The organism is Bradyrhizobium sp. CCGB12, from assembly GCF_024199845.1.
GTDB lineage: Bacteria > Pseudomonadota > Alphaproteobacteria > Rhizobiales > Xanthobacteraceae > Bradyrhizobium.
Window position 1 is genome coordinate 8,606,645 of the sequence record NZ_JANADO010000001.1, and the last position, 18,727, is coordinate 8,625,371.

At 65.9% G+C, this 18,727-nt stretch carries 14 protein-coding genes and 1 pseudogene; 5 read left to right on the plus strand and 10 right to left on the minus strand.

The genetic code is table 11. The annotated features are described in order from the left end of the window. Positions 1-254 precede the first annotated feature (254 nt). Positions 255-3,254 carry a bifunctional proline dehydrogenase/L-glutamate gamma-semialdehyde dehydrogenase PutA gene (gene putA / locus NLM27_RS39615; RefSeq protein WP_254148428.1) on the minus strand — a complete coding sequence of 1,000 codons (3,000 nt, stop codon included), beginning with the start codon at positions 3,252-3,254 and terminating at the stop codon, positions 255-257. 113 nt (positions 3,255-3,367) lie between these two features. Here putA and NLM27_RS39620 point away from each other — a divergent pair, with 113 nt between their 5' ends. Then, the gene (locus NLM27_RS39620) at positions 3,368-3,829 is read left to right on the plus strand and encodes an Lrp/AsnC ligand binding domain-containing protein (RefSeq protein WP_018643717.1); all 462 of its coding nucleotides are present in this window, start codon (positions 3,368-3,370) and stop codon (positions 3,827-3,829) included. A gap of 172 nt (positions 3,830-4,001) precedes the next feature. Here NLM27_RS39620 and NLM27_RS39625 read toward each other — a convergent pair whose 3' ends face one another. The 4 genes and pseudogenes from NLM27_RS39625 to NLM27_RS39640 form a co-directional block, all read right to left on the minus strand. Next, on the minus strand, positions 4,002-4,202 hold the full coding sequence (locus NLM27_RS39625; RefSeq protein ID WP_008563500.1) for a cold-shock protein: 201 nt from the start codon (positions 4,200-4,202) through the stop codon (positions 4,002-4,004). Positions 4,203-4,409: 207 nt separating this feature from the next. Beyond that, the gene (locus NLM27_RS39630; protein WP_254148429.1) at positions 4,410-4,718 is read right to left on the minus strand and encodes a cytochrome c; all 309 of its coding nucleotides are present in this window, start codon (positions 4,716-4,718) and stop codon (positions 4,410-4,412) included. Between the two features lie 12 nt (positions 4,719-4,730). Continuing rightward, positions 4,731-5,930 (minus strand): molybdopterin-dependent oxidoreductase, encoded by a 1,200-nt coding sequence (locus NLM27_RS39635; RefSeq protein WP_254148430.1) that lies wholly within the window; start codon positions 5,928-5,930, stop codon positions 4,731-4,733. A 349-nt stretch (positions 5,931-6,279) separates the two neighbouring features. Beyond that, positions 6,280-8,012, minus strand: a pseudogene (locus NLM27_RS39640) (adenylate/guanylate cyclase domain-containing protein). Between the two features lie 442 nt (positions 8,013-8,454). Between NLM27_RS39640 and NLM27_RS39645 the strand changes: the two are divergent. Next, positions 8,455-10,044, plus strand: coding sequence for a glycosyltransferase family 39 protein (locus NLM27_RS39645; protein WP_254149038.1), 1,590 nt, complete (start codon positions 8,455-8,457; stop codon positions 10,042-10,044). A gap of 154 nt (positions 10,045-10,198) precedes the next feature. Here the strand turns inward: NLM27_RS39645 and NLM27_RS39650 are convergent, their stop codons facing one another. Beyond that, the gene (locus NLM27_RS39650) at positions 10,199-11,227 is read right to left on the minus strand and encodes a YcjF family protein (protein ID WP_254148431.1); all 1,029 of its coding nucleotides are present in this window, start codon (positions 11,225-11,227) and stop codon (positions 10,199-10,201) included. Further along, positions 11,224-12,693 carry a YcjX family protein gene (locus NLM27_RS39655; RefSeq protein ID WP_254148432.1) on the minus strand — a complete coding sequence of 490 codons (1,470 nt, stop codon included), beginning with the start codon at positions 12,691-12,693 and terminating at the stop codon, positions 11,224-11,226. Before NLM27_RS39655 ends, NLM27_RS39650 begins: the two co-directional genes overlap by 4 nt. A gap of 180 nt (positions 12,694-12,873) precedes the next feature. Here NLM27_RS39655 and NLM27_RS39660 point away from each other — a divergent pair, with 180 nt between their 5' ends. Further along, positions 12,874-13,569, plus strand: a complete 696-nt coding sequence (locus NLM27_RS39660; RefSeq protein ID WP_254148433.1) for a hemolysin III family protein — start codon at positions 12,874-12,876, stop codon at positions 13,567-13,569. Between the two features lie 63 nt (positions 13,570-13,632). Next, the gene (locus NLM27_RS39665; protein ID WP_254148434.1) at positions 13,633-14,427 is read left to right on the plus strand and encodes an SDR family oxidoreductase; all 795 of its coding nucleotides are present in this window, start codon (positions 13,633-13,635) and stop codon (positions 14,425-14,427) included. Positions 14,428-14,611: 184 nt separating this feature from the next. Here the strand turns inward: NLM27_RS39665 and NLM27_RS39670 are convergent, their stop codons facing one another. Next, positions 14,612-15,067 carry a MarR family winged helix-turn-helix transcriptional regulator gene (locus NLM27_RS39670; RefSeq protein ID WP_254148435.1) on the minus strand — a complete coding sequence of 152 codons (456 nt, stop codon included), beginning with the start codon at positions 15,065-15,067 and terminating at the stop codon, positions 14,612-14,614. Positions 15,068-15,144: 77 nt separating this feature from the next. On the opposite strand from NLM27_RS39670, the gene NLM27_RS39675 reads away from it, so the two are divergent. Further along, positions 15,145-15,921, plus strand: coding sequence for an SDR family NAD(P)-dependent oxidoreductase (locus tag NLM27_RS39675; RefSeq protein ID WP_254148436.1), 777 nt, complete (start codon positions 15,145-15,147; stop codon positions 15,919-15,921). Between the two features lie 175 nt (positions 15,922-16,096). Here the strand turns inward: NLM27_RS39675 and mdlC are convergent, their stop codons facing one another. Both mdlC and NLM27_RS39685 read right to left on the minus strand, forming a co-directional pair. Then, complete coding sequence (gene mdlC, locus NLM27_RS39680; RefSeq protein WP_254148437.1) at positions 16,097-17,719, minus strand: benzoylformate decarboxylase; 1,623 nt, start codon at positions 17,717-17,719, stop codon at positions 16,097-16,099. Positions 17,720-17,859: 140 nt separating this feature from the next. After that, on the minus strand, positions 17,860-18,717 hold the full coding sequence (locus tag NLM27_RS39685) for a MaoC family dehydratase N-terminal domain-containing protein (protein ID WP_254148438.1): 858 nt from the start codon (positions 18,715-18,717) through the stop codon (positions 17,860-17,862). Positions 18,718-18,727 lie beyond the last annotated feature (10 nt).

Here is an 18,727-nt window from a genome sequence, read left to right on the forward strand (position 1 = left end):
TCCCGCGCGCTGGAATTGGCACGGGTCAGGTCTTGGCATTAGACCCATGTTTTGCCGGGATGCAACGGCGCCCGGCGCAGGGCTCGTTGCGGTGTTCGGCACGTTCATCCCCGTCACCCTGAGGCGCCGCTTCTTCAGCGGCCCTCGAAGGGCGACGGCCCGGCTGCATCCGGGCCGTTCATCGTTCGAGGCTCCCCGTGGCGCGCTTCGCGCCCCACGGCTCGCACCTCAGGATGACGGAGATAGAGTCGGCCTCACTCCTCCCCCGCAAGCAGGGCAGCATTGCCGCCGGCCGCCGCGGTGTTGATCGTGACCGTCTGCTCGGTCGCGAAGCGCGCGAGGTAGTGCGGGCCGCCGGCCTTGGGGCCGGTTCCGGACAGGCCGTTGCCGCCGAACGGCTGCACGCCGACGACCGCGCCGATCATGTTGCGGTTGACATAGATGTTGCCGACCTGAACGCGATCGATGATGGCCTCGATGGTATCGTCGATGCGGGAATGGACGCCGAGCGTGAGTCCGTAGCCGGTGCGCTCGACCGCTTGCAGCACGCGCTCGAGGGTCTCGGCGCGATAGCGCACGACGTGGAGGATCGGGCCGAACACCTCCTCAGTGAGCTGGCCGGCGTCCCTGAGCTCGAAGATGTGCGGCGCGACGAAGCAGCCCTCCGGTGCGCGGCCTGCAAAGTGCAGCCGGGCCTCGCTCTTCATCCGCGCGATATGCGCATCGAGGCGTTGCTTGGCGTCGAGATCGATCACCGGACCGACGTGGGTCGCGACATCCGCGGGATTTCCAATCCTGAGCTCGCGCGCGGCGCCCGCGATCATCTCGATCATGCGGTCGGCGACATCCTCCTGCGCGAACAGCAGCCGCAGCGCCGAGCAGCGCTGGCCGGCGGAGCGGAAGGCGGAGGTCACGACGTCGTCGGCGACCTGCTCGGGCAGTGCGGTGGCATCCGCGATCATGGCATTGATGCCGCCGGTCTCCGCGATCAGCGGCACGATCGGCCCGTCCTTGGCGGCGAGTGTCCGGTTGATGCTGCGGGCCACCTCGGTCGAACCGGTGAAGACGACACCGGCGATGTCTTGGTGTGCGGTCAGCACCGCGCCGATACGGCCGTCGCCGGTGACGAGATGCAGCGCGCTATTGGGGATGCCGGCTTCGTGCAGAAGGGCGACGGCCTCGCGCGCGATGCGCGGCGTCTGCTCGGCGGGCTTTGCAACCACGCTGTTGCCGGCCATCAGCGCTGCCGAGACCTGTCCCAGGAAGATCGCCAGCGGAAAATTCCACGGCGAGATCGCGACGAAGACGCCGCGGCCGCGCATGGCGAGCGCATTGCTCTCGCCGGTTGGGCCCGGCATGGCGGCGTCGCTCCCGAACAGCTTGCGGCCCTGCGCGGCATAGTAGCGGCAGAAATCGGCGGCCTCGCGCAATTCCGACAGCGCGTCGTCGAGCGTCTTGCCGCCCTCGATTTGCAGCAGCGCGATGAAACGGGCGCCACGGCTCTCCAGCAGATGCGCGGCCTGCTCCAGCGCCGCCGCGCGCGTGCCCGCAGGCGTCCGGCTCCAGGCGGCAAAGCCCGCGCGCGCAGCAGTCACCGCGGCGTTGGCCTGATCCGGAGCGGCATCAGCGATGGGCTTGAGGTCGGCGGCCTCGGCCCTGACGTCGGCCAGCAGCTGGTCGAGCGCGGCACGCGCGCCGAATTCGACACCGCGCGAATTGCGCCGCTCCGGCGCAAAGAGATCGCCGGGCAGCGGAATCCTGGAATGGGCCGCCTGTTGCGGCCGGACGATGGCATCCGCCGGGCGCTGCAGCAGCGCCGGCACCGGTACGCGGTAATCGGCCGCCTGCGCGACGAACGACGAATTCGCACCATTCTCCAGCAACCGCCGCACCAGATAGGCGAGCAGGTCGCGATGGCTGCCGACCGGCGCGTAGGTGCGGTAGGCGATGTCAGCATGGTCCTTGGCAAGCTGCTCGTAGAGCGCTTCGCCCATGCCGTGCAGGCGCTGGAATTCGAAGCCGCCGCTGCCCCCGGCTAGCTCGAGCAGGGTTGCGACTGTCAGCGCGTTGTGGGTCGCGAACTGCGGGAAGATGCGCGGCCGCAGGCTCAAAAGTTTCGAGGCACAGGCGACGAAGTTCAGATCCGTCATCGCCTTGCGCGTGAACACGGGGTAGCCGTCGAGCCCGCGCTCCTGCGCGCGCTTGATCTCGGTGTCCCAATAGGCGCCCTTGACCAGCCGCACCATCAGTTTGCGGTCATGCGCGCCGGCGAGTTCGTCGACATAGTCGATCACAGCGCTTGCGCGTTTCTGATAGACTTGGATCGCGAGCCCGAATCCATCCCAGCCGGCAAGTGAGGCATCAGCGAGCGTTGCCGCGATCACGTCGAGCGACAGTTCCAGCCGGTCGGCCTCCTCGGCATCGACCGTGAAATTGAGATCATGCGCCTTGGCGCGTTGCGCCAGATCGAGCAGTAGCGGCACCAGCTCGGCCATCACGCGGGCGCGGCTGATCGCCTCGAAGCGCGGATGCAGCGCCGAGAGTTTGACCGAGATGCCGGGCCGGTCGGGCAGGGGATGGGGGCCGGCCGCCTTGCCGATGGTCTCGATCGCGCTGGCATAGGCGTCGAAATAACGCTTGGCGTCTGCCGCCGTCCGCGCGCCTTCGCCGAGCATGTCGAAGGAGTAGCGCGGCTTCTGGCCGGACCGGGGCCGGCCCCGCTCCAGCGCCTGCTCGATGGTCTCGCCCAGCACGAAATGATTGCCCATCAGCCGCATCGCCTGCCGCGTGGCGGTGCGCACGGCCGGTGCGCCGAGCCGCTTCACTAGCCGGCCAATGGTGCCGTCGGGCGTCTCGCCGGGCTGGATCACCCGCGCCGAGAGGCCCAATGCCCAGGCTGAGGCGTTGACCAGGAAGGCCGTGGATTTTGTCTCGTGATGGATGAAGTCGCCTTCGCCGAGCTTGTCCTCGATGAACTGGTCGGCGGTGAGGGCATCGGGCACGCGCAGCAGCGCTTCCGCCAGCACCATCAGAGCGAGGCCCTCCTTGGTCGAGAGCGCGAACTCCCGCAGCATGTCCTCGACCCCGCCCAGCCGGTCGTCGCGTTTGCGGATCGCCTCGATCAGCCGCGTCGCAGTGCGGTCGATCCGCGCCTCCTGCGGCGGGCTGAGATGCGACGCCGGCAAGAGGTGCGCGGCGATCGCGGCATCATCGGGCGCGTAGGGTGCAGTGAAGGGCGGCGGGATGTTCGGCATGACGTGTCCTGTGGCTGAAATCAGGATAGTGCCGGGGCAACCGTAGTTCGATAGACAATCTAGCAATTTTGCCTTAGAAAATGAAGGCAAATAGAATTGTGGCAATGGAAATTATGGAATTAGATCGAATTGACCGGAAAATCCTCTCGATACTGCAGGAGGATGGGCGCATCGCCAATGTCGAGCTCGCCGAGCGCATCGGGTTGTCGCCGACGTCGATCGGCGAGCGGCTGAAGCGCCTGCAGCGCGAGGGCTTTGTCGAAGGCTACGGTGCGCGGCTCAACCCGCACCGGCTCGGTCTCGGTCTATTGGTGTTCGTCGAGGTGCTGCTCGACAAGACTACGCCCGACAATTTCGAGCGTTTTGCCCGCGCCGTGAAACTCGCGCCCGAGGTGCTGGAGTGTCACATGGTTGCCGGCGGCTTCGACTATCTTGTGAAGGCGCGTCTGGCAGACATGACCGCCTATCGACGCTTCCTCGGCGAGACCCTGCTGTCGATGCCGGGCGTGCGCGAGACGCGAACCTATGCGGTGATGGAGGAGATCAAGCGCGACGCACCGTTGCCGGTGGGTTGACGAAGTGCCGTCGCGATTGTCATTGCTGTGGCGTTGAACAAGCGGTCTTTCGAAAAAAAATAGCTATCCTTGTGCAATCGCAACGCCTGTCGTCGAATGCACTGGCCGTGTTCTAAAATTTTTTTGGCCCCGCTCCCGGACAAATCCGGGAGGCAGCTGAAGGCTGGCGGGCTTATACTTTGAGGTTCTCTGCGGAGGTTTTGCCCCGGTTTGCGATCTCTTCGTATTCCACCGTCTGTCCCTCGTTGAGGGTCGACAGACCGGCTTTCTGCACTGCTGAGATATGCACGAACACATCCTTGCCGCCCGACGCAGGCTGGATAAATCCATAACCCTTCGTCGGGTTGAACCACTTGACCGTACCTTTAGCCATCACGACTTCTCCGCGGGTCTTCCTCCGAGATCTCGAACCGCCAGTCCCCGCCAACCGGCCGGTTCGGTCCTAACAAGATACGCGGAATGTGGAAGGCTTGGTAGCTCAAACCATATCGGCATTTCGCCGAATCCGCTCAACTTGGCAGCGATTTTGCCGTTTTTGCCCGTTTCGCGGTCAATTGAACGGCACGCCGCGCGCCCTCCGTCAATAAGTCGCGGCCAGATAATCGACGATCTTGCCGACATCGGCATCGTCGATCGGTGCGCCATAGACCTTGATCATCTTGGTCACCTCGGCCTGCCAGAAGGCCTTCTTGTCCTTCATCGGCGGCTGCGTGGCCACGTAGTCCGATGAGTGGCAGGCGCTGCAATTGCCCTGCACGACCTCGAGATTGGGCCCGGGCTTGAACACCGCGACCTCATCCGGGGTCTTGTAATTGACCGGCGCGGCAGGTGCCGAACCGGCCGCGGCGGCAAGGGCGAGGGTCATGGCGAGGAGAACGGTGCGCTGCATGATCATTCTCCTTCAGGCCACGGTCACGCGGACGGTTTCGACGACGTTGCGCAGATAACCCGCCGGGTTCCAGCGCGGCGTATCGGGTTGGGTCTCGCCGCCATTGCCGGTGGCGCGGACCTTGAGCTCGTGGCTGCCTGCCGCGAGCTTCACCGGCAGCTTCCATTCGCGGAACGAATATTTGCCAAAATCCTTGCCGAGCTTGGCGCTGGTCCAGGTCTTGCCGCCGTCGGTGGAGACCTGGACCTCCTTGATGCCTTTGCCGCCGTCGAAGGCGATGCCGCGCAGGGTCACAGCTCCCGCCTTCAGCTTGGCGCCGTCGGGGATGCTGGTGATGAAGGAGCGGATGGTGAAACGGTTGATCGGGATGGTCGCCTTCGGCGCGGTGCCCGGCTCGATCGCATTGTTGGGCGTATCGGGAATGCGATAGGCCGACTTCATCCAGAAGCCGTCATAGACGCTGTCGATGACGTTGATCTCGTTGAGGTGCTTGACCCAGTAGGTGCCGTAATAGCCGGGCACGATCAGGCGCAACGGGAAGCCGTTGAGGAACGGCAGGTCCTCGCCATTCATGCCATAGGCCAGCATCACCTCGCCGTCGGTGGCGTGATCGATGTCGAGCGCCTTGACGAAATCAGGCGTCTTGTCGCTGGCCGGGCCGTCCATGCCGTTGAAGGTGACCTGCTTGGCGCCGGCCTGCACGCCCGCCATCGCCAGCACCGCCTTCAGCGGCACGCCGCGCCAGCGCGCATTGCCCATGGCGCCATTGGCGAGCTGGCCGCCGGCGACGCGCGGCTCGAAGAAGCCGCGGCTGTTGCCGGAGCATTGGTTGACGGCGACGATCTCGGTCGCCTTCATCTTCCTGATGTCCTTCAGCGACAGCTTGAGCGGCTTGTCGACCTTGCCCTTGACCTCGAGCGTGAACTTGTCGGGGTCGAGATTGTAGGGCAGGTCGGAGAGGTGATAGCGCACGAAGAACGCATTGTTCGGCGTGATCGGGCCGTCGTTGAACACCGTGAACGGCGTCTCGAGCTGCGGCGGCCGGCTGGTCAGTCCAATCATCGGCCGCTTCTGCGGATATTTCACCAGCGGCCGTTCGCCATTGGCGAAGGGCAGGGTGACGGTGTCGAGCGCCAGCGCTTTGGTTGAGTTCAGTGTGGCCGCGATAGCGGCAAGACCCGCTCCTTTGAGCAGGTCGCGTCGATCGAACATTCTGGTCTCCTCCCGGAGCTTTTCGTTGGACCAGCGGTCATCACCGCGGTCCCGCGCTCATCTGTCGCACCGATTTGGATGAAGTCAATTCGTGCTTTCGCAGCAAGCCCATGCCGTTGCGTTGCAACAGGCCGGTGTTGCGTTTGCAACGCGATTGAGCCGGGCTGTAGCGACGACGACGGTGCACCTCTCCCGCTTGCGGGAGAGGTCGCGCCCCGGGCGATGCGAAGCATCGTCCCGCGCGCGGGTGAGGGTTCTCTCCTCTAGGGGACATTCCCACTGCGAGAGACCTTCTCCCCAACCCTCTCCCGCAGGCGGGAGAGGGAGCGCACCTCCCGTGTAGCTAGCCTTACGCCGCAACGCGCTCGCTTCGATCGACCAGCGCGGTCAGCTCCCTCGCATCCGCGACCACACGCACCGCCAGCGGCTCGTCGCGGCCGCGGATCGCGACCTCCTGCTGGGGGAGCGTGTCATCGACAAGGCCGGCGGTGCCGCGGACTTCTTCCGAGACGATCGCCTCACAGGCCAGCGTCTTGGTCATGTCCTGGAGCCGGGCGGCGACGTTGACGGCATCGCCGAGCGCGGTGAAGACGATGTGATCGCGATAGCCGATGTCGCCGATGATGACCTCGCCGCCGTGAATGCCGATGCCGAAGCGGATCGGCTGGCGCAGATCGTGGCTCAGGAGCTCGTTGAGCTCGTCGATATGCGTGGCGATGCCGCTGGCGGCCTTCAGCGCCTGCCGGCACGCGGTCTGCGGATCGGCCGACAATCCGAACAGCGCCAGCATGCCGTCACCGACAAACTGGTTCGGCTGGCCGCCGTTCTCGATCACGGCCTGCGACACCGCGCCGAGGAAGCGGTTGACGATGAACACTGTGTCGAACGGCAGCCGCTTCTCGGCGAGCTGCGTCGAGCCGCGCATGTCCACGAACAGGCTGACGAGATAGCGCTCCTGGCCGATCCGAGTCGGCGACGAAGCGTGGGCGTTCGCGGAGAGTGTGTGCGGTGTGAAAAGCTGGAAGAAGGAGAGGTCGGACGTCGGCCGCAGCTGGCAGGCCAGCCGGATCGAGGGATCGGCGGTGCCGACGCGGGTGAGCACGAAGGCCTCGCGCTGAGACGGTGTCGGCAGGGCGTCATGGTCGCCGATGATGCGGATGCGGCAGGTCGAGCAGCGGGCGCGGCCGCCGCAGACGCTGGCATGCGGCACATTGTGGCGCAGGCTTGCTTCCAGAACCGAAAGGCCCTTGGGGACCCGCACCGTCTTGCCGTTGCCGTAGGACAACGCGATCATGCCGCCGCGCCGTTCGCGCAAGGCCCGTGCACCGCGCGCCACCAGCACTAGGGCGAGCAATCCGAAATAGCCGATGGTGAGGCCGCCGGCGATGCGGTCGAGCATATTGCCTTCCGCGACGCTGCCGACCTGGCGGCGGGTGAGATTGTGCGTACGCCATTCTCCATCGTCGCTCTCGACGGCGACGCTGCGGCCGCCCTGGTAGATGCCGAGCATCGCCAGCGTCGGGATCAGCACGGCGGCGGCGAGCAGATAGGGCGCCGCCCGCGTGAAGAACGGCTTGAGGCGAAGCCAGAAGAAGATGCCGATGCAGCCGTGCACCCAGGCAATGAGAAGCAGGATCGTCATCTGCCAGAGCCGCCCGGCGACGCCACGAAGAACAGATAGAGTTCCTGCGGATAGAGTTTTTGGTGTCCGTACAGCGTCTGGCCGAGCCGCACCCCGATCACGTGCGCCATGACGAGGGCGGGGATGCTCAACCCCAGCACGAGCTGGAGCGGCTCGATGGTTCGCCAGCGGAACTGCCGGCGCTGATACAGCGCGTAGATGCCGAGCCCCATATGGGTGAGCGCAGCCGTGTAGAACACGATCGCAACCGGGAGGAACTGCCAGAACAGCGTGTGGTAGTAGACCCCGATCTCCATGGCATCGACCGAGATGTTGCCGAGCGCATGGTTGAGGAAATGGCTGACCACGTAGGCGAACAGGATGATTCCGCAGACCAGCCGCACCTGCCGCACGCCTGTGGCGCGGACGAGTTCGGGCATGTGTACGGGAGCGGTGGCCATGATTCGATTGTATCAGTTCATGAAGGAGAACAGCCAGCGTAGCGTTTAATTCCCGGGCTGGACAGGTTGCCCGATCACATGCGCGGCAAGGTGACGAAATCGTAGGGAATCGTAGGGTGGGCAAAGGCGCGCGCTTGCGCGCCGTGCCCACCATCCGCCCGCATCCTCTCCGCTGTCGTCCCGGACAAGCGCGCTCCAAGCGCGCGCCGATCCGGGACCCATAGCCCCAGGGAGTGGTTTGGCGAAGACTCGTGGTTACCAGCTCGTGCCAAACTCCTCCCTGGGGCTATGGGTCCCGGGTCTGCGCTTACGCTTGCCCGGGACGACACCGCTTATGTGGCGCCGCATTGACTCCCCCTCCGAGGTTGGCGAAAAGCGCGGCGTGACGACAGCCCCCGACAGCACCGTGCTCCCCCGCGGCCTCGCCCGCCGCCCGCTCGTGATGGCCGCAGCGATCATCGCCGCAATGACCGTGCTGCGCATCGTCTACGCCTCCGCGATCGAGCTGCGCACCGACGAGGCCTATTACTGGACCTGGTCGAAGGAAACGGCGCTCAGCTTCCTCGATCATCCCCCCGGCATCGCCTGGCTGATCCGCTTCGGCACCGCGATCTTCGGCGACACCGCGCTCGGCGTCCGCTTTGGCGGCATTGTCGCGATGCTGGTGACGCAGCTTCTGCTCGCCGACATCGTTCGCCGCCTCACCCATGATGCGCGCGCCGTCATGTTCGCAGTCCTGATGCCGGAGGCCGCGCTCTATTACGGCCTGCTGATGGCCAAGGTCGCGCCCGATGTCGCCATGATCCCCTTCGCGGTGGCGATGATGTGGTCGTTGGTGCGGCTTGCGCAGGGCGGCAACAGTCGCTGGTGGCTCGCGGCCGGCCTGTTCGCAGGCCTCTCGATGCTGTCGAAATTCACCGCGATCATGTTCGCGCCGGCGGTTGCCGCCTTTCTGCTGGTGCCGGATTGGCGCTGGCGTTGGCTGCGGAGCCCTTACCCCTATCTCGCCGTGCTGGTCGCGATCGCCGTGTTCTCGCCGGTGCTGATCTGGAACGCCGGGCACGATTGGGCCTCGTTTCGCTTCCAGGGCGTGCGCGCGACCGCCAGTTACGGCGTCTCGCTGCGCACGATCGGCGATTACATCGGCCTGCAATTCGGCCTCGTCGGCTTCGTCATGCTGCCGGTGGTGTTGACCGGGCTGGTGCTGACGGCGTGGCGCGGCTATCGCACGCGCGAGCCGGTCGCGATTTTGCTCTCGACCGCGGTACTGGTGCCGTTTCTCTACTTCTTCTTCAAGTCGCTGACGCTTCGTGTCGGCGACACCTGGCCGATGTTCATGTGGCCGGTCGGATTCGCGGCCGCGGCTGTGAACCTCGCGGCGATGACGAAGGAGGGCTGGTCGGCCCGTATGCTCAAATCGTCACTGTTCTGGGCCAACACGGCGGTGGTCTCCGGCATCACCTTCGTCGTTATCGTGTTCCTCTACTACGTCGCCGCGCCCTGGAACTTCCTCGGCAAGATCGATCCGATCGGCGCGGAAGCCGGCTACGAGCAGGTCGCCGCGCGCGCGCAGGCCGCACTCGACGAAACCGGCGCGACTTGGATCGCCACCACGGACTATCGCACCTACGCCATGATGCGCTGGTTGTTCAGGGGCCGCGTGCCCGTCGTCGAGATCAACGAGCGCGGCCGCTTCCAGGATTTCCGCGATCCCGGCATCGACCGGATCAAGGGCCACGCCGGCATCTATGTCGGCCGCGAGCCAGACAACCGTTCATCGCTATGGGAGAACATCCCGGCGAAGCGCGAGCAGCTCGGCCAAGTCGAACGCCGCTGGCGCGGCCGTGTGATGGACACCTATGTGCTCGAAAAGCTGACCGACTGGACCCCGGAGCTGTCGCCGCCGAAGGATTCGCCGCTGTTCCAGTGGCGCGTGCTGGCGGGGGAGTTTGACGCGCGACTTGCGCGCCTTCTCTCACCCTCCCCTGGAGGGGGAGGGTCGATCGCGCGCAGCGCGAGCGGGGTGGGGTGATCTCTCCACGCGGGCACTATCGTAGGGTGGGCAAAAGCGAAGCGTGCCCACCGCTTCCGTTGCAGTGTTGGATCGATGGTGGGCACGGCGCAAATGCGCCTTTGCCCACCCTACGATTCCGGCCCCGCGGAGAGAAACCTCACCCGCATCGCCGCTACTCCTCGTCGTCCTTCTTTCGCAGCAGATCCGTCGCGAGGTCCGACAGCTTCGGCGGCGGCAACGCGGCGAACGGCAGCGGCCTTGTCACGTCGATCGCGGCCAGCCCCAGCCGCGCCGTCAACAATCCATTGAGCACGCCTTCGCCCAGCCGCTGCGACAGCTTTGCCGCGATGCCATGGCCGAGCATCTGCTGCACCAGGCTGTCGCTTGCCGCCATGCCGCCGGTGATGGCGAGATGGGCGATGACGTGGCGAAGCAGGCGGATCATGCCGAGCGCGCCGGGGCGACCGCCGTAGAGATAGGCGAGCTGGCGGATCAGGCGCAGCGCGGCGACGAACACGAACAGCACGTCGATCGCTGCGCGCGGCGACACCGCCGTGACGATCGAGACCTTTTGCGCGGCCGACGACACCAGCCGCCGCGCCTCGGCATCCAGCGGCGCCATCAATTCGCGCTCGGCGAGCCGGATCATGTCGGCGCCGTCGATGATCTCGCCGGCATGGCTCTCCAGCGTGGCGCGGGCGCGAGCGAGCTGTGGGTTCTGGTGCGCGATCTTCAAGAGGTCCTGCACGATGTCGCGGCTCTCCTTGCGATCGTCACTGGCGAGGACGGCGGCCGCGCGCTGATGCAGTTTTTCGATCGTCGCGAGGCGCGCAAGGCCGAACGCTTCCCGTCCGATCACCACCGCGAGTGCAAGCGCGGTGACGAATGCAAAGGCAAGGCCGACGAAGCCGAGCGTTTCGCTGCGCGCAAACAAATCCTCGATCAAATGCACCACACCGAGCCCGACGCCGAGCAGCGTCAGCCCGGCGAGGCCGGACCAGAACAGGGTGCCCCAGGGAAAACCGCGCCGCGCCGGAAGCGCGGTCTGAACCGGTACCGGCAGCGTCGCCGGATCGGGCTCCGGCGTGATCTGGATGGTGGCGCGACTGAGCCGGCTGGTCTCGTCGGCTTCGGTGACGACGACTCCGGGATCGTCCAGCCGGAATGTCGCCGGCCGCCGCGGCTGGGATCGCTCGGTCATGACAGCTTGTCTCCGATCAGGAACTGCAAGGCACGGTCGAGGCGGATATGTGGCAGCGCAGGCTCACTGTCGCCCTCGTGCTCGCGCTTTGGCGGCCGGAAGCGCAGGAAGCGGAAATCGCTTGTCTCTGCGGCCTGCGTCGAGAGGCCACGGAATGCGCCCGTGCCGTTGAACAGTGGCTCAGGATCCAGCGGCAGATCGCCCGGAAAGGTCGCAACCTCGGTGTTGCCGTCGAAGAACTCGCCGCCGGCGCTTTCGCCCGCGGCCGGCGTTCCCAGGATCGACGGTAATTTGTCGCGCCCATGCGCAACCTGCGCCTCGCGCGTGGCGCGCACGGCGGCGAGCGCGACCACGTCGATCTGCGCGCCGGTATTTTCCGCGCGGGCAACCGCGCGGGTGACCGCGCGGCGCAGCACAGCCTCGAGCCGGTCGTGGCTGGAATGATGCAGATGGTCCGCCTTGGTCGCCGCGAACAGGATGCGGTCGATGCGCGGCCGGAACAGGCTGGAGAGAATCGTGCTGCGGCCGATGTTGAAGCAATCGAGAATGCCGGCAAGCGCCGCTTCGAGATCGTGCAGTGCCTCGGGTCCGGAGTTGAATGCGGCGAGCGCATCGGCGAGCACGATCTGGCGGTCGAGCCGGGCGAAATGATCGCGAAAGAACGGGCGCACCACCTTGTCCTTGTAGGCCTCATAGCGGCGCACCATCATCGCCCACAGCGATCCCTCCGGCGCCTGACCGCCCACGGGCACATCGAGCGGTGCAAAGGTCAGCGCCGGCGTATCGGCGAGATTGCCGGGCATCAGGAAGCGGCCGGGCGGCAACAGGCTCATCGCGAAGCGCTCGTCGCGGCAGGCGCGCAAATAGTTGGTGAAGAGCTTTGCGGCCGTCAGCGTCGCCTGCTCGTCCTCACGTGCCTGGGGCTTGAGCATTGCCAGATGCGCGTGCCATTCCGCCGCCAGATGCGCGCGGGGCGCCTCGCGCGACAGCGCAAGGCTATCCGCCGACCATTGCTCATAAGTCTTTTGCAGCAGCGGCAGGTCCAGCAGCCATTCGCCGGGATAGTCGACGATGTCGAGCGTCAGCGTGCGGTCGGCGCCGTTGTGGCGCTGATAGTCGATCACGAGCCTGAGCTCGCTGATGTCGACGGTCGAGCTCGGCCAGCGCCGTTCCTCGATCAGCGCACGCAGATGGTTCTCATAGGCAAAGCGCGGCACGGCATCGTCCGGCTGCGGCGCCAGATGCGCCCGCGCGATCCGGCCCGAGGCATAGGCCTCGAACACCGGAAAGCGGCCGCCGCGGGTGAGGCCGTGGATCAGCGCGGTGATGAATACCGTCTTACCGGCCCGCGACAGACCGGTGACCCCGAGCCGCACCGTCGGATTGAAGAAATGCTCGCCATAGTCGATCAGCGCACGGGCCGACAGCCGCGCTTCCTCGACCATATCCTGGAAACTGAATGCCATATGAACGCGGGGGACCTCGGGCGGGGATAGGCAGAATGGATTAGTCACAAAAGTGGCAACTGCCTGAGGAAAATCAAGCTTCATACTTCCACCGCCTTTGTCGGCAAATCAGCCGTTTGAACGACGCGCCGGTCCCAAGAGACCCATAGAAGAGAGCATTGCCTCACCTTGCGGAATGCCATGACCGTCTTCCAACTGAAACAGTTCGCATCCAACTCCGTCCACGCCGCGGCCGACGTGATCGGCTGGAACTACGATCGCGCCGAGCTGATCGCCGATGGCATCGTCCATGCGATCGGCGTCCTCTCCGGCATCATCGCCGCGACGGTGCTGGTTGTGCTGACGGCGATCTATGCCGACGCCACCGACATCGTCGGCGTCTCGGTCTACGTCGCCGGCCTGCTCTCGATGCTGGTGCTGTCGGCGACCTATAATCTCTGGCCGGTGTCGCCGGCCAAATGGCTGCTGCGGCGGTTCGACCATTCGGCGATCTATCTGCTAATCGCGGCGACCTACACGCCGTTCATCCTGGAAGTGAAGGACAGCGTGTTCGCCCTGGTGTTGCTTGCCGGCGTCTGGTGCGTGGCGATATCAGGCATCGTGCTGAAGCTTCTCTATCCGGGCCGGTTCGATCGCGTCTCGGTCGGCATCTACCTCGCAATGGGCTGGAGCGGCGTGATGCTCTATGGCCCGGTGGTCAGGGCGTTGCCTGCGCTGGTGCTCGGCTTCATCCTGGCCGGCGGCCTGCTCTACAGCTTCGGCGTGATCTTCCATGCCTGGCGGCGGCTGCGCTTCCAGAATGCGATCTGGCACGGCTTTGTCTTGGCCGGTGCGGCGTGCCATTATACCGCGGTGCTCGACCTTGTGTTGAGCTGAGCGAGCCGCGACGCGGTATAAGAGACGCGATCCAAAGCGGTCCAAGACAAGAGGAGACGTCGCATGCAGGTGACCGGCAAGGTCGTGGTCGTCACGGGCGGCGCAAACGGCATCGGCAAGGCGCTGTGCGAAGCCTTTCACAAAGCGGGCGCGGCCAAAGTCGTCGTCGCGGACATGGACGCCGCCAACGCGAGGGCGGTCGCGGCCAAGGTGGATGGCGCCGCCTTCAAATGCGACGTCGCGCAGGAGAAAGACGTTTCGCACGTCATCGAGGAGACCGAGCGGCAGTTCGGCCCGATCGAGCTGTTCTGCTCGAACGCCGGCATCGGCGGCGGCTTCGATCCGATGTCGGTCAATGCCGGCGGCGCCTCGGACGAGCCGTGGCAGCGCAGCTGGGCGATCCACGTCATGGCCCATGTCTATGCGGCGCGGCATCTGGTGCCGCGCATGAAGGCGCGTGGCGGCGGCTATTTCCTCAACACGATCTCGGCGGCGGGCCTGTTGTCGCAGGTCGGCAGCCCGGCTTATTCGACGACCAAGCATGCCGCGGTCGGCTTTGCCGAAAATCTCGCCATCTCGCACAAGGCTGACAACATCAAGGTCTCGATCCTCTGCCCGCAAGGCGTCGACACCAATATGCTGCGCTCGATCCCGAAGGGCCCGCAGTCCGGCGATGGCGACCTCACGCCCGAGCAGGTGGCAAAGGACGTGCTCGCCGGCCTCGAGCAGGAGACGTTCCTGATCCTGCCGCACCCGCAGGTGCTCGGCTATATGCGCAAGAAGACCGAGAACTACGACCGCTGGATCGGCGGCATGGCCAAGATCCAGGCCAAGATGCGGGAGGAATTCGGGAAGTGACCGTTAGGTCGGTGCGCTAGAGGCGTGCTTGCGCCAAACATTCCGCCGTCGTCCCGGCGAAAGCCGGGACCCATAACCCCAGGAAGAAGTTTGGCGAAGACTGTTAGTTGTTCGGTACTGACACCTGCGCTTGACCGATAGATCACGCGGTGGGTCCCGGCCTTCGCCGGGACGACGCTGGTGACTACGCCGCCACCTCATCCCCCACCCGGCTCTGCCTTAGCGCCCGCGCATAGAGCATCATCCCTTCGCGCACCGTGCGCCGCTCGGCTTCCGTCAACGCGGCCAGCGCGCCGCTCACCTGCTGCCGGCCGAACGCGTGCAGCGCCTCCAGCGTGCGCCGGCCCTTCGCCGTCAGCGACAAGAGCTTGCTGCGCGCATCATTCTCATCCGGCGTCTCTCTGAGCTCGCCGCAATCGATCAGCTTGCGGACCAGGCGGCTGACGCTGGATTTTTCCAGCCGCAGGAAATCGCCGAGCTCTCCCGAGGTCATTGGTCCGCGGATGCCGATCTCGAGGATGGTATGGACCGCCGACGGCGGATAGTCCGATGCCGCCACCGTCGCGTCCATGAAGCCGAGCTCGCGCACCATCAGGCGCGAGGCGGCGCGAATGTCGTCGATCAGCGCAAGCTCGGCCATGGCTTGACTCCCGGCATATAGTTGTACCATACAACTATATGCGTGCAGCGGCGCGCGCAAGCGTTTTGGAGTGAGTCATGAGCGGAACTTTGCCGGCTGGTCAGCGGATGAGGGGCAAGGTCTGCCTCGTCACGGGCGGCGGCAGCGGCATCGGCCGCGCCACCGCCCTGCGGATGGCGTCCGATGGCGCGGAGGCGGTCATCGTGGCGGGACGGCGCGAAGCCGAGATCGCCGCCACCGCCGCCGCGTGCCGCAATGGAGGCGCGGATGCGATCGCGCTCAAGACGGACATCACGCGCGAAGACGACGTCCAGCGTCTGGTCCGTACGGCGATTGAACGTTGCGGCCGGCTCGACGTCGCCTTCAACAATGCTGGCTTCCAGGAACGCCGCGCGCCGCTGGAGGAGCAGGGCACTGACATCTACGACAGCGTGTTCGACACCAATGTCCGCGCGCTGTTCCTGTGCCTGCGCCATCAACTGCCGGCGATGCTCGCGCAGGGACGCGGCAACATCGTCGTCAACGCCTCCGTCAGCGGCGTGCGCAATCCCAATCCCGGCTTCTCGCTCTATTCGGCCTCCAAGGCCGCCGCGATCTCGCTGACGCGCTCGGCGGCGATGGAGAACGCCCCGCGCGGCATCCGCATCAACGCGATCGCGCCGGGCCGCGTCGTCACCGACATGATGCTGCGCGCCGGCGTCGGCGATGTCGCAACCGTGAGTGCCGGGCTGCCGCTGCGGCGGATGGGGAGCCCGGAGGAGGTGGCAGAGGCGGTGGTGTGGCTGTCGTCCGACGCGTCATCCTATGTGGTCGGGCATGTGCTGGCGGCGGACGGGGGATTTTTGGCGTCGTGATGTGTTGGTCCGGTCGCGCTCAGCAACCGGTGTCGTCCTGGCGAAGGCCGGGACCCATACCCACAAGATGGGGTTTGGCGAAGACTCGGAGTGGGCAGGTTCGCGTCACAACGACTGCTTGGGAGTATGGGTCCCGGCCTTCGCCGGGACGACATTGAGGAGATAACGAGCCCCCCTAATGCTTCTGCCCGTACAGCACCGGCACCGCCGAATCCACGACGATCTCCACAAGGCTTGTGCCCGCGAACGACATCCCGCGCTTGAGCGCCTCGCTGAGCTCTGCCGCCCTCGCCACCCGCACCGCATGGCAGCCCATGCCTTCGGCGAGCCGCACGAAATCGATCCCCGGCAGCTCCAGCCCGGGCACGTTCCTCACCTGCATCACTTGGCTGAACGAACGCATCGCGCCGTAGCCGGAATTGTTGATGACGACGATTGTGAGTGGCAGCTTGCGCTGCGCGGCGGTCCACAGTGCCTGGATCGAATACATCGCCGAGCCGTCGCCGATCAAACAGACCGTGCGCTGCCTCGGCTTGCCGAGCGCGATGCCGACGGCGGCGGGCAGGGAGTAGCCGAGGCCGCCGCTCGCCATGGTGTAAAAACTGTCCTGGCCGCGCATCGGTAGGAACTTTTGCATCGCCGGTCGGTGCGAGGGCACTTCCTCGACCAGCGAGGCACCCTCCGGCATCGCCTGCGACAGCGAGTGCAGCAGGAATTCGACCGGCAGCGGATCGGCCGCTTGCGGTGCCGGCGGCAGCGTGCGGCCTTTTGGTGCCGCGCGTTTGCTCTCCGGCAGCAGGTCGAGCAGCAGGCTCAGCGCCGGCTTCATCGTCGCGATGATGCTGGTACCGACCGGGGTCACGGCCGCCGCATCCGGATCGTCGGTGATCTGGAAGATCGTCGCGCCGCCATCGAAGATCGCGGCATGGCCTTCGACGTGGAAGGTGAATACCGGCGCGCCGATGACGACGACGAGGTCGTGCTCGCGCAGTGCATCGGACAGCTGCGCAGGCGAGGCGTGCAGGAAGCCCGCGAACTGCGGATGGCGTTCGGGGAACGAGCAGCGCGCCGAGAACGGGCTGACCCAGACGCTGGCCTTTGCTTTCTCGGCGACACGCACCATCAGTTCCACCGCGCCGGCACGGTCGACGCCAGGGCCGACGACGAGGGCAGGCTGCTTGCTCGACGCCAGCGCCTTCACCAGCGCCTGCATCGCGTCAGGCTCGGGGCCGATCTCGCGGCTGACCTTGCGCGCCTCGATGGGTGCTGCCGCATGCGCCCAATCGTCGATCGGGATCGACACGAAGGTCGGCCCGCACGGCGGCTGCATTGCGGTGTAATAGGCGCGCGCGATCGCGGCCGGCACGTCCTCGGGCCGCGCCGGCTCGACGCTGTATTTGACGTAAGGCCGCGGAAATTCCGAGGCGCGCTCGGCATAGAGGAACGCCTGCAGCGGCAGGATCGAGCGGGCCTGCTGGCCCGCGGTGATCACGAGCGGCGTCTGGTTGCGGTGTGCGGTGTAGATGTTGCCGAGCGCGTTGCCGACGCCCGCCGCCGAATGCAGGTTGACGAAGGCGGCATTGCGCGTCGCCTGTGCGTAGCCGTCGGCCATGCCGACGGCGGAGGCTTCCTGCAGCGCCAGCACGTAGTCGATGTCATCGGGCCAGTCGCTGAGGAACGGCAGCTCGGTCGAACCAGGATTGCCGAACACCCTGTCGATGCCGAAGGCGCGCAGCAGGTCGAGCGTCGCCTGCTTCAGGGTGACGGATTTGCTGCCGGACTTGCCGTTCTTGGACATTGGTTTCCGTCCCTTGTTGTTTGTCGACGTTATCGGCCCCACCTGTCATTGCGAGGAGCCCTTGCGACGAAGCAATCCAGACTGTATCCGCGGAAAGATTCTGGATTGCTTCGCTACGCTCGCAATGACGAGGAGAGGGCTCACCACACCGCCGTGCCCTTCATCGTCGGCTGTCCCTCCGCGTTCGCGGTCCACAGCTCCATGCTCTCGCCGTCGTCATTGGCGTTGATGGAGAACTCCGTGCCTTCGAACAGCGGCTGGAGCCCGCGATAGGTGAACTTCTTCGGCGCCTTGCCGCTGCGAAGCTTGGCCGCCATCTCGATGATGAGCGCGGCCTGCAGCGGCCCGTGGAAGATCAGCCCCGGATAACCCTCGACCTTGGTCACGTAGTCGCGGTCGTAATGGATGCGGTGGCCGTTGAAGGTCAGCGCGGAGTAGCGGAACAGCAGCACGGGATCGGACACATGGATCTCGCGGTGCTGCGCTTTCGGCGGCGGAGGCGGAGGCGGGGCCTTCGCGGGAGCCGCCTGCGTGTTCGTCATCTCGCGATAGACGATATCCTGCCGCTCGCGGATCGCAACGCCGCGCGGCGAGGAGATGCTGTGCTCGACCGAGACGAAGCACAGCGTACCGGTCGAACCCGATTTCACCTGCACATCAGCGATGCGCGAGGTCCGGGTCGATTCATCGCCGACGCGCAAGGGCTGCAGGAACTCGATCTCGCCGCCGGCCCACATCCGGCGCGGCAGCGGCACCGGCGGCAGGAAGCCGCCGCGAGCCGGATGGCCGTCGGGCCCCAGCATCGACATCGGAAACACCGGCTGCGCCAGGCACCAGTGCACCGTGAACGGCGCCGCATCGCCGACCTTGGGCTCGCCGACGTCCTGGAACAGCGTTGCGCGCAGGCCCTTCACCAGTTGCGCAGTGACGATGTCGGTGGCTTCCGTGCTGCGACCGATCCATTGCCTGAGATGATCGATGTCGAGCTTTTCGGTCATGACGCCTCGC

Excerpts from the sequence above, each read along its gene's own strand:
- putA (WP_254148428.1), bottom strand. The coding sequence starts at position 3,254 with ATGCCGAACATCCCGCCGCCCTTCACTGCACCCTACGCGCCCGATGAT.
- NLM27_RS39620 (WP_018643717.1), top strand. The coding sequence starts at position 3,368 with ATGGAATTAGATCGAATTGACCGGAAAATCCTCTCGATACTGCAGGAG.
- NLM27_RS39625 (WP_008563500.1), bottom strand. The coding sequence starts at position 4,202 with ATGGCTAAAGGTACGGTCAAGTGGTTCAACCCGACGAAGGGTTATGGA.
- NLM27_RS39630 (WP_254148429.1), bottom strand. The coding sequence starts at position 4,718 with ATGCAGCGCACCGTTCTCCTCGCCATGACCCTCGCCCTTGCCGCCGCG.
- NLM27_RS39635 (WP_254148430.1), bottom strand. The coding sequence starts at position 5,930 with ATGTTCGATCGACGCGACCTGCTCAAAGGAGCGGGTCTTGCCGCTATC.
- NLM27_RS39645 (WP_254149038.1), top strand. The coding sequence starts at position 8,455 with ATGGCCGCAGCGATCATCGCCGCAATGACCGTGCTGCGCATCGTCTAC.
- NLM27_RS39650 (WP_254148431.1), bottom strand. The coding sequence starts at position 11,227 with ATGACCGAGCGATCCCAGCCGCGGCGGCCGGCGACATTCCGGCTGGAC.
- NLM27_RS39655 (WP_254148432.1), bottom strand. The coding sequence starts at position 12,693 with ATGGCATTCAGTTTCCAGGATATGGTCGAGGAAGCGCGGCTGTCGGCC.
- NLM27_RS39660 (WP_254148433.1), top strand. The coding sequence starts at position 12,874 with ATGACCGTCTTCCAACTGAAACAGTTCGCATCCAACTCCGTCCACGCC.
- NLM27_RS39665 (WP_254148434.1), top strand. The coding sequence starts at position 13,633 with ATGCAGGTGACCGGCAAGGTCGTGGTCGTCACGGGCGGCGCAAACGGC.
- NLM27_RS39670 (WP_254148435.1), bottom strand. The coding sequence starts at position 15,067 with ATGGCCGAGCTTGCGCTGATCGACGACATTCGCGCCGCCTCGCGCCTG.
- NLM27_RS39675 (WP_254148436.1), top strand. The coding sequence starts at position 15,145 with ATGAGCGGAACTTTGCCGGCTGGTCAGCGGATGAGGGGCAAGGTCTGC.
- mdlC (WP_254148437.1), bottom strand. The coding sequence starts at position 17,719 with ATGTCCAAGAACGGCAAGTCCGGCAGCAAATCCGTCACCCTGAAGCAG.
- NLM27_RS39685 (WP_254148438.1), bottom strand. The coding sequence starts at position 18,717 with ATGACCGAAAAGCTCGACATCGATCATCTCAGGCAATGGATCGGTCGC.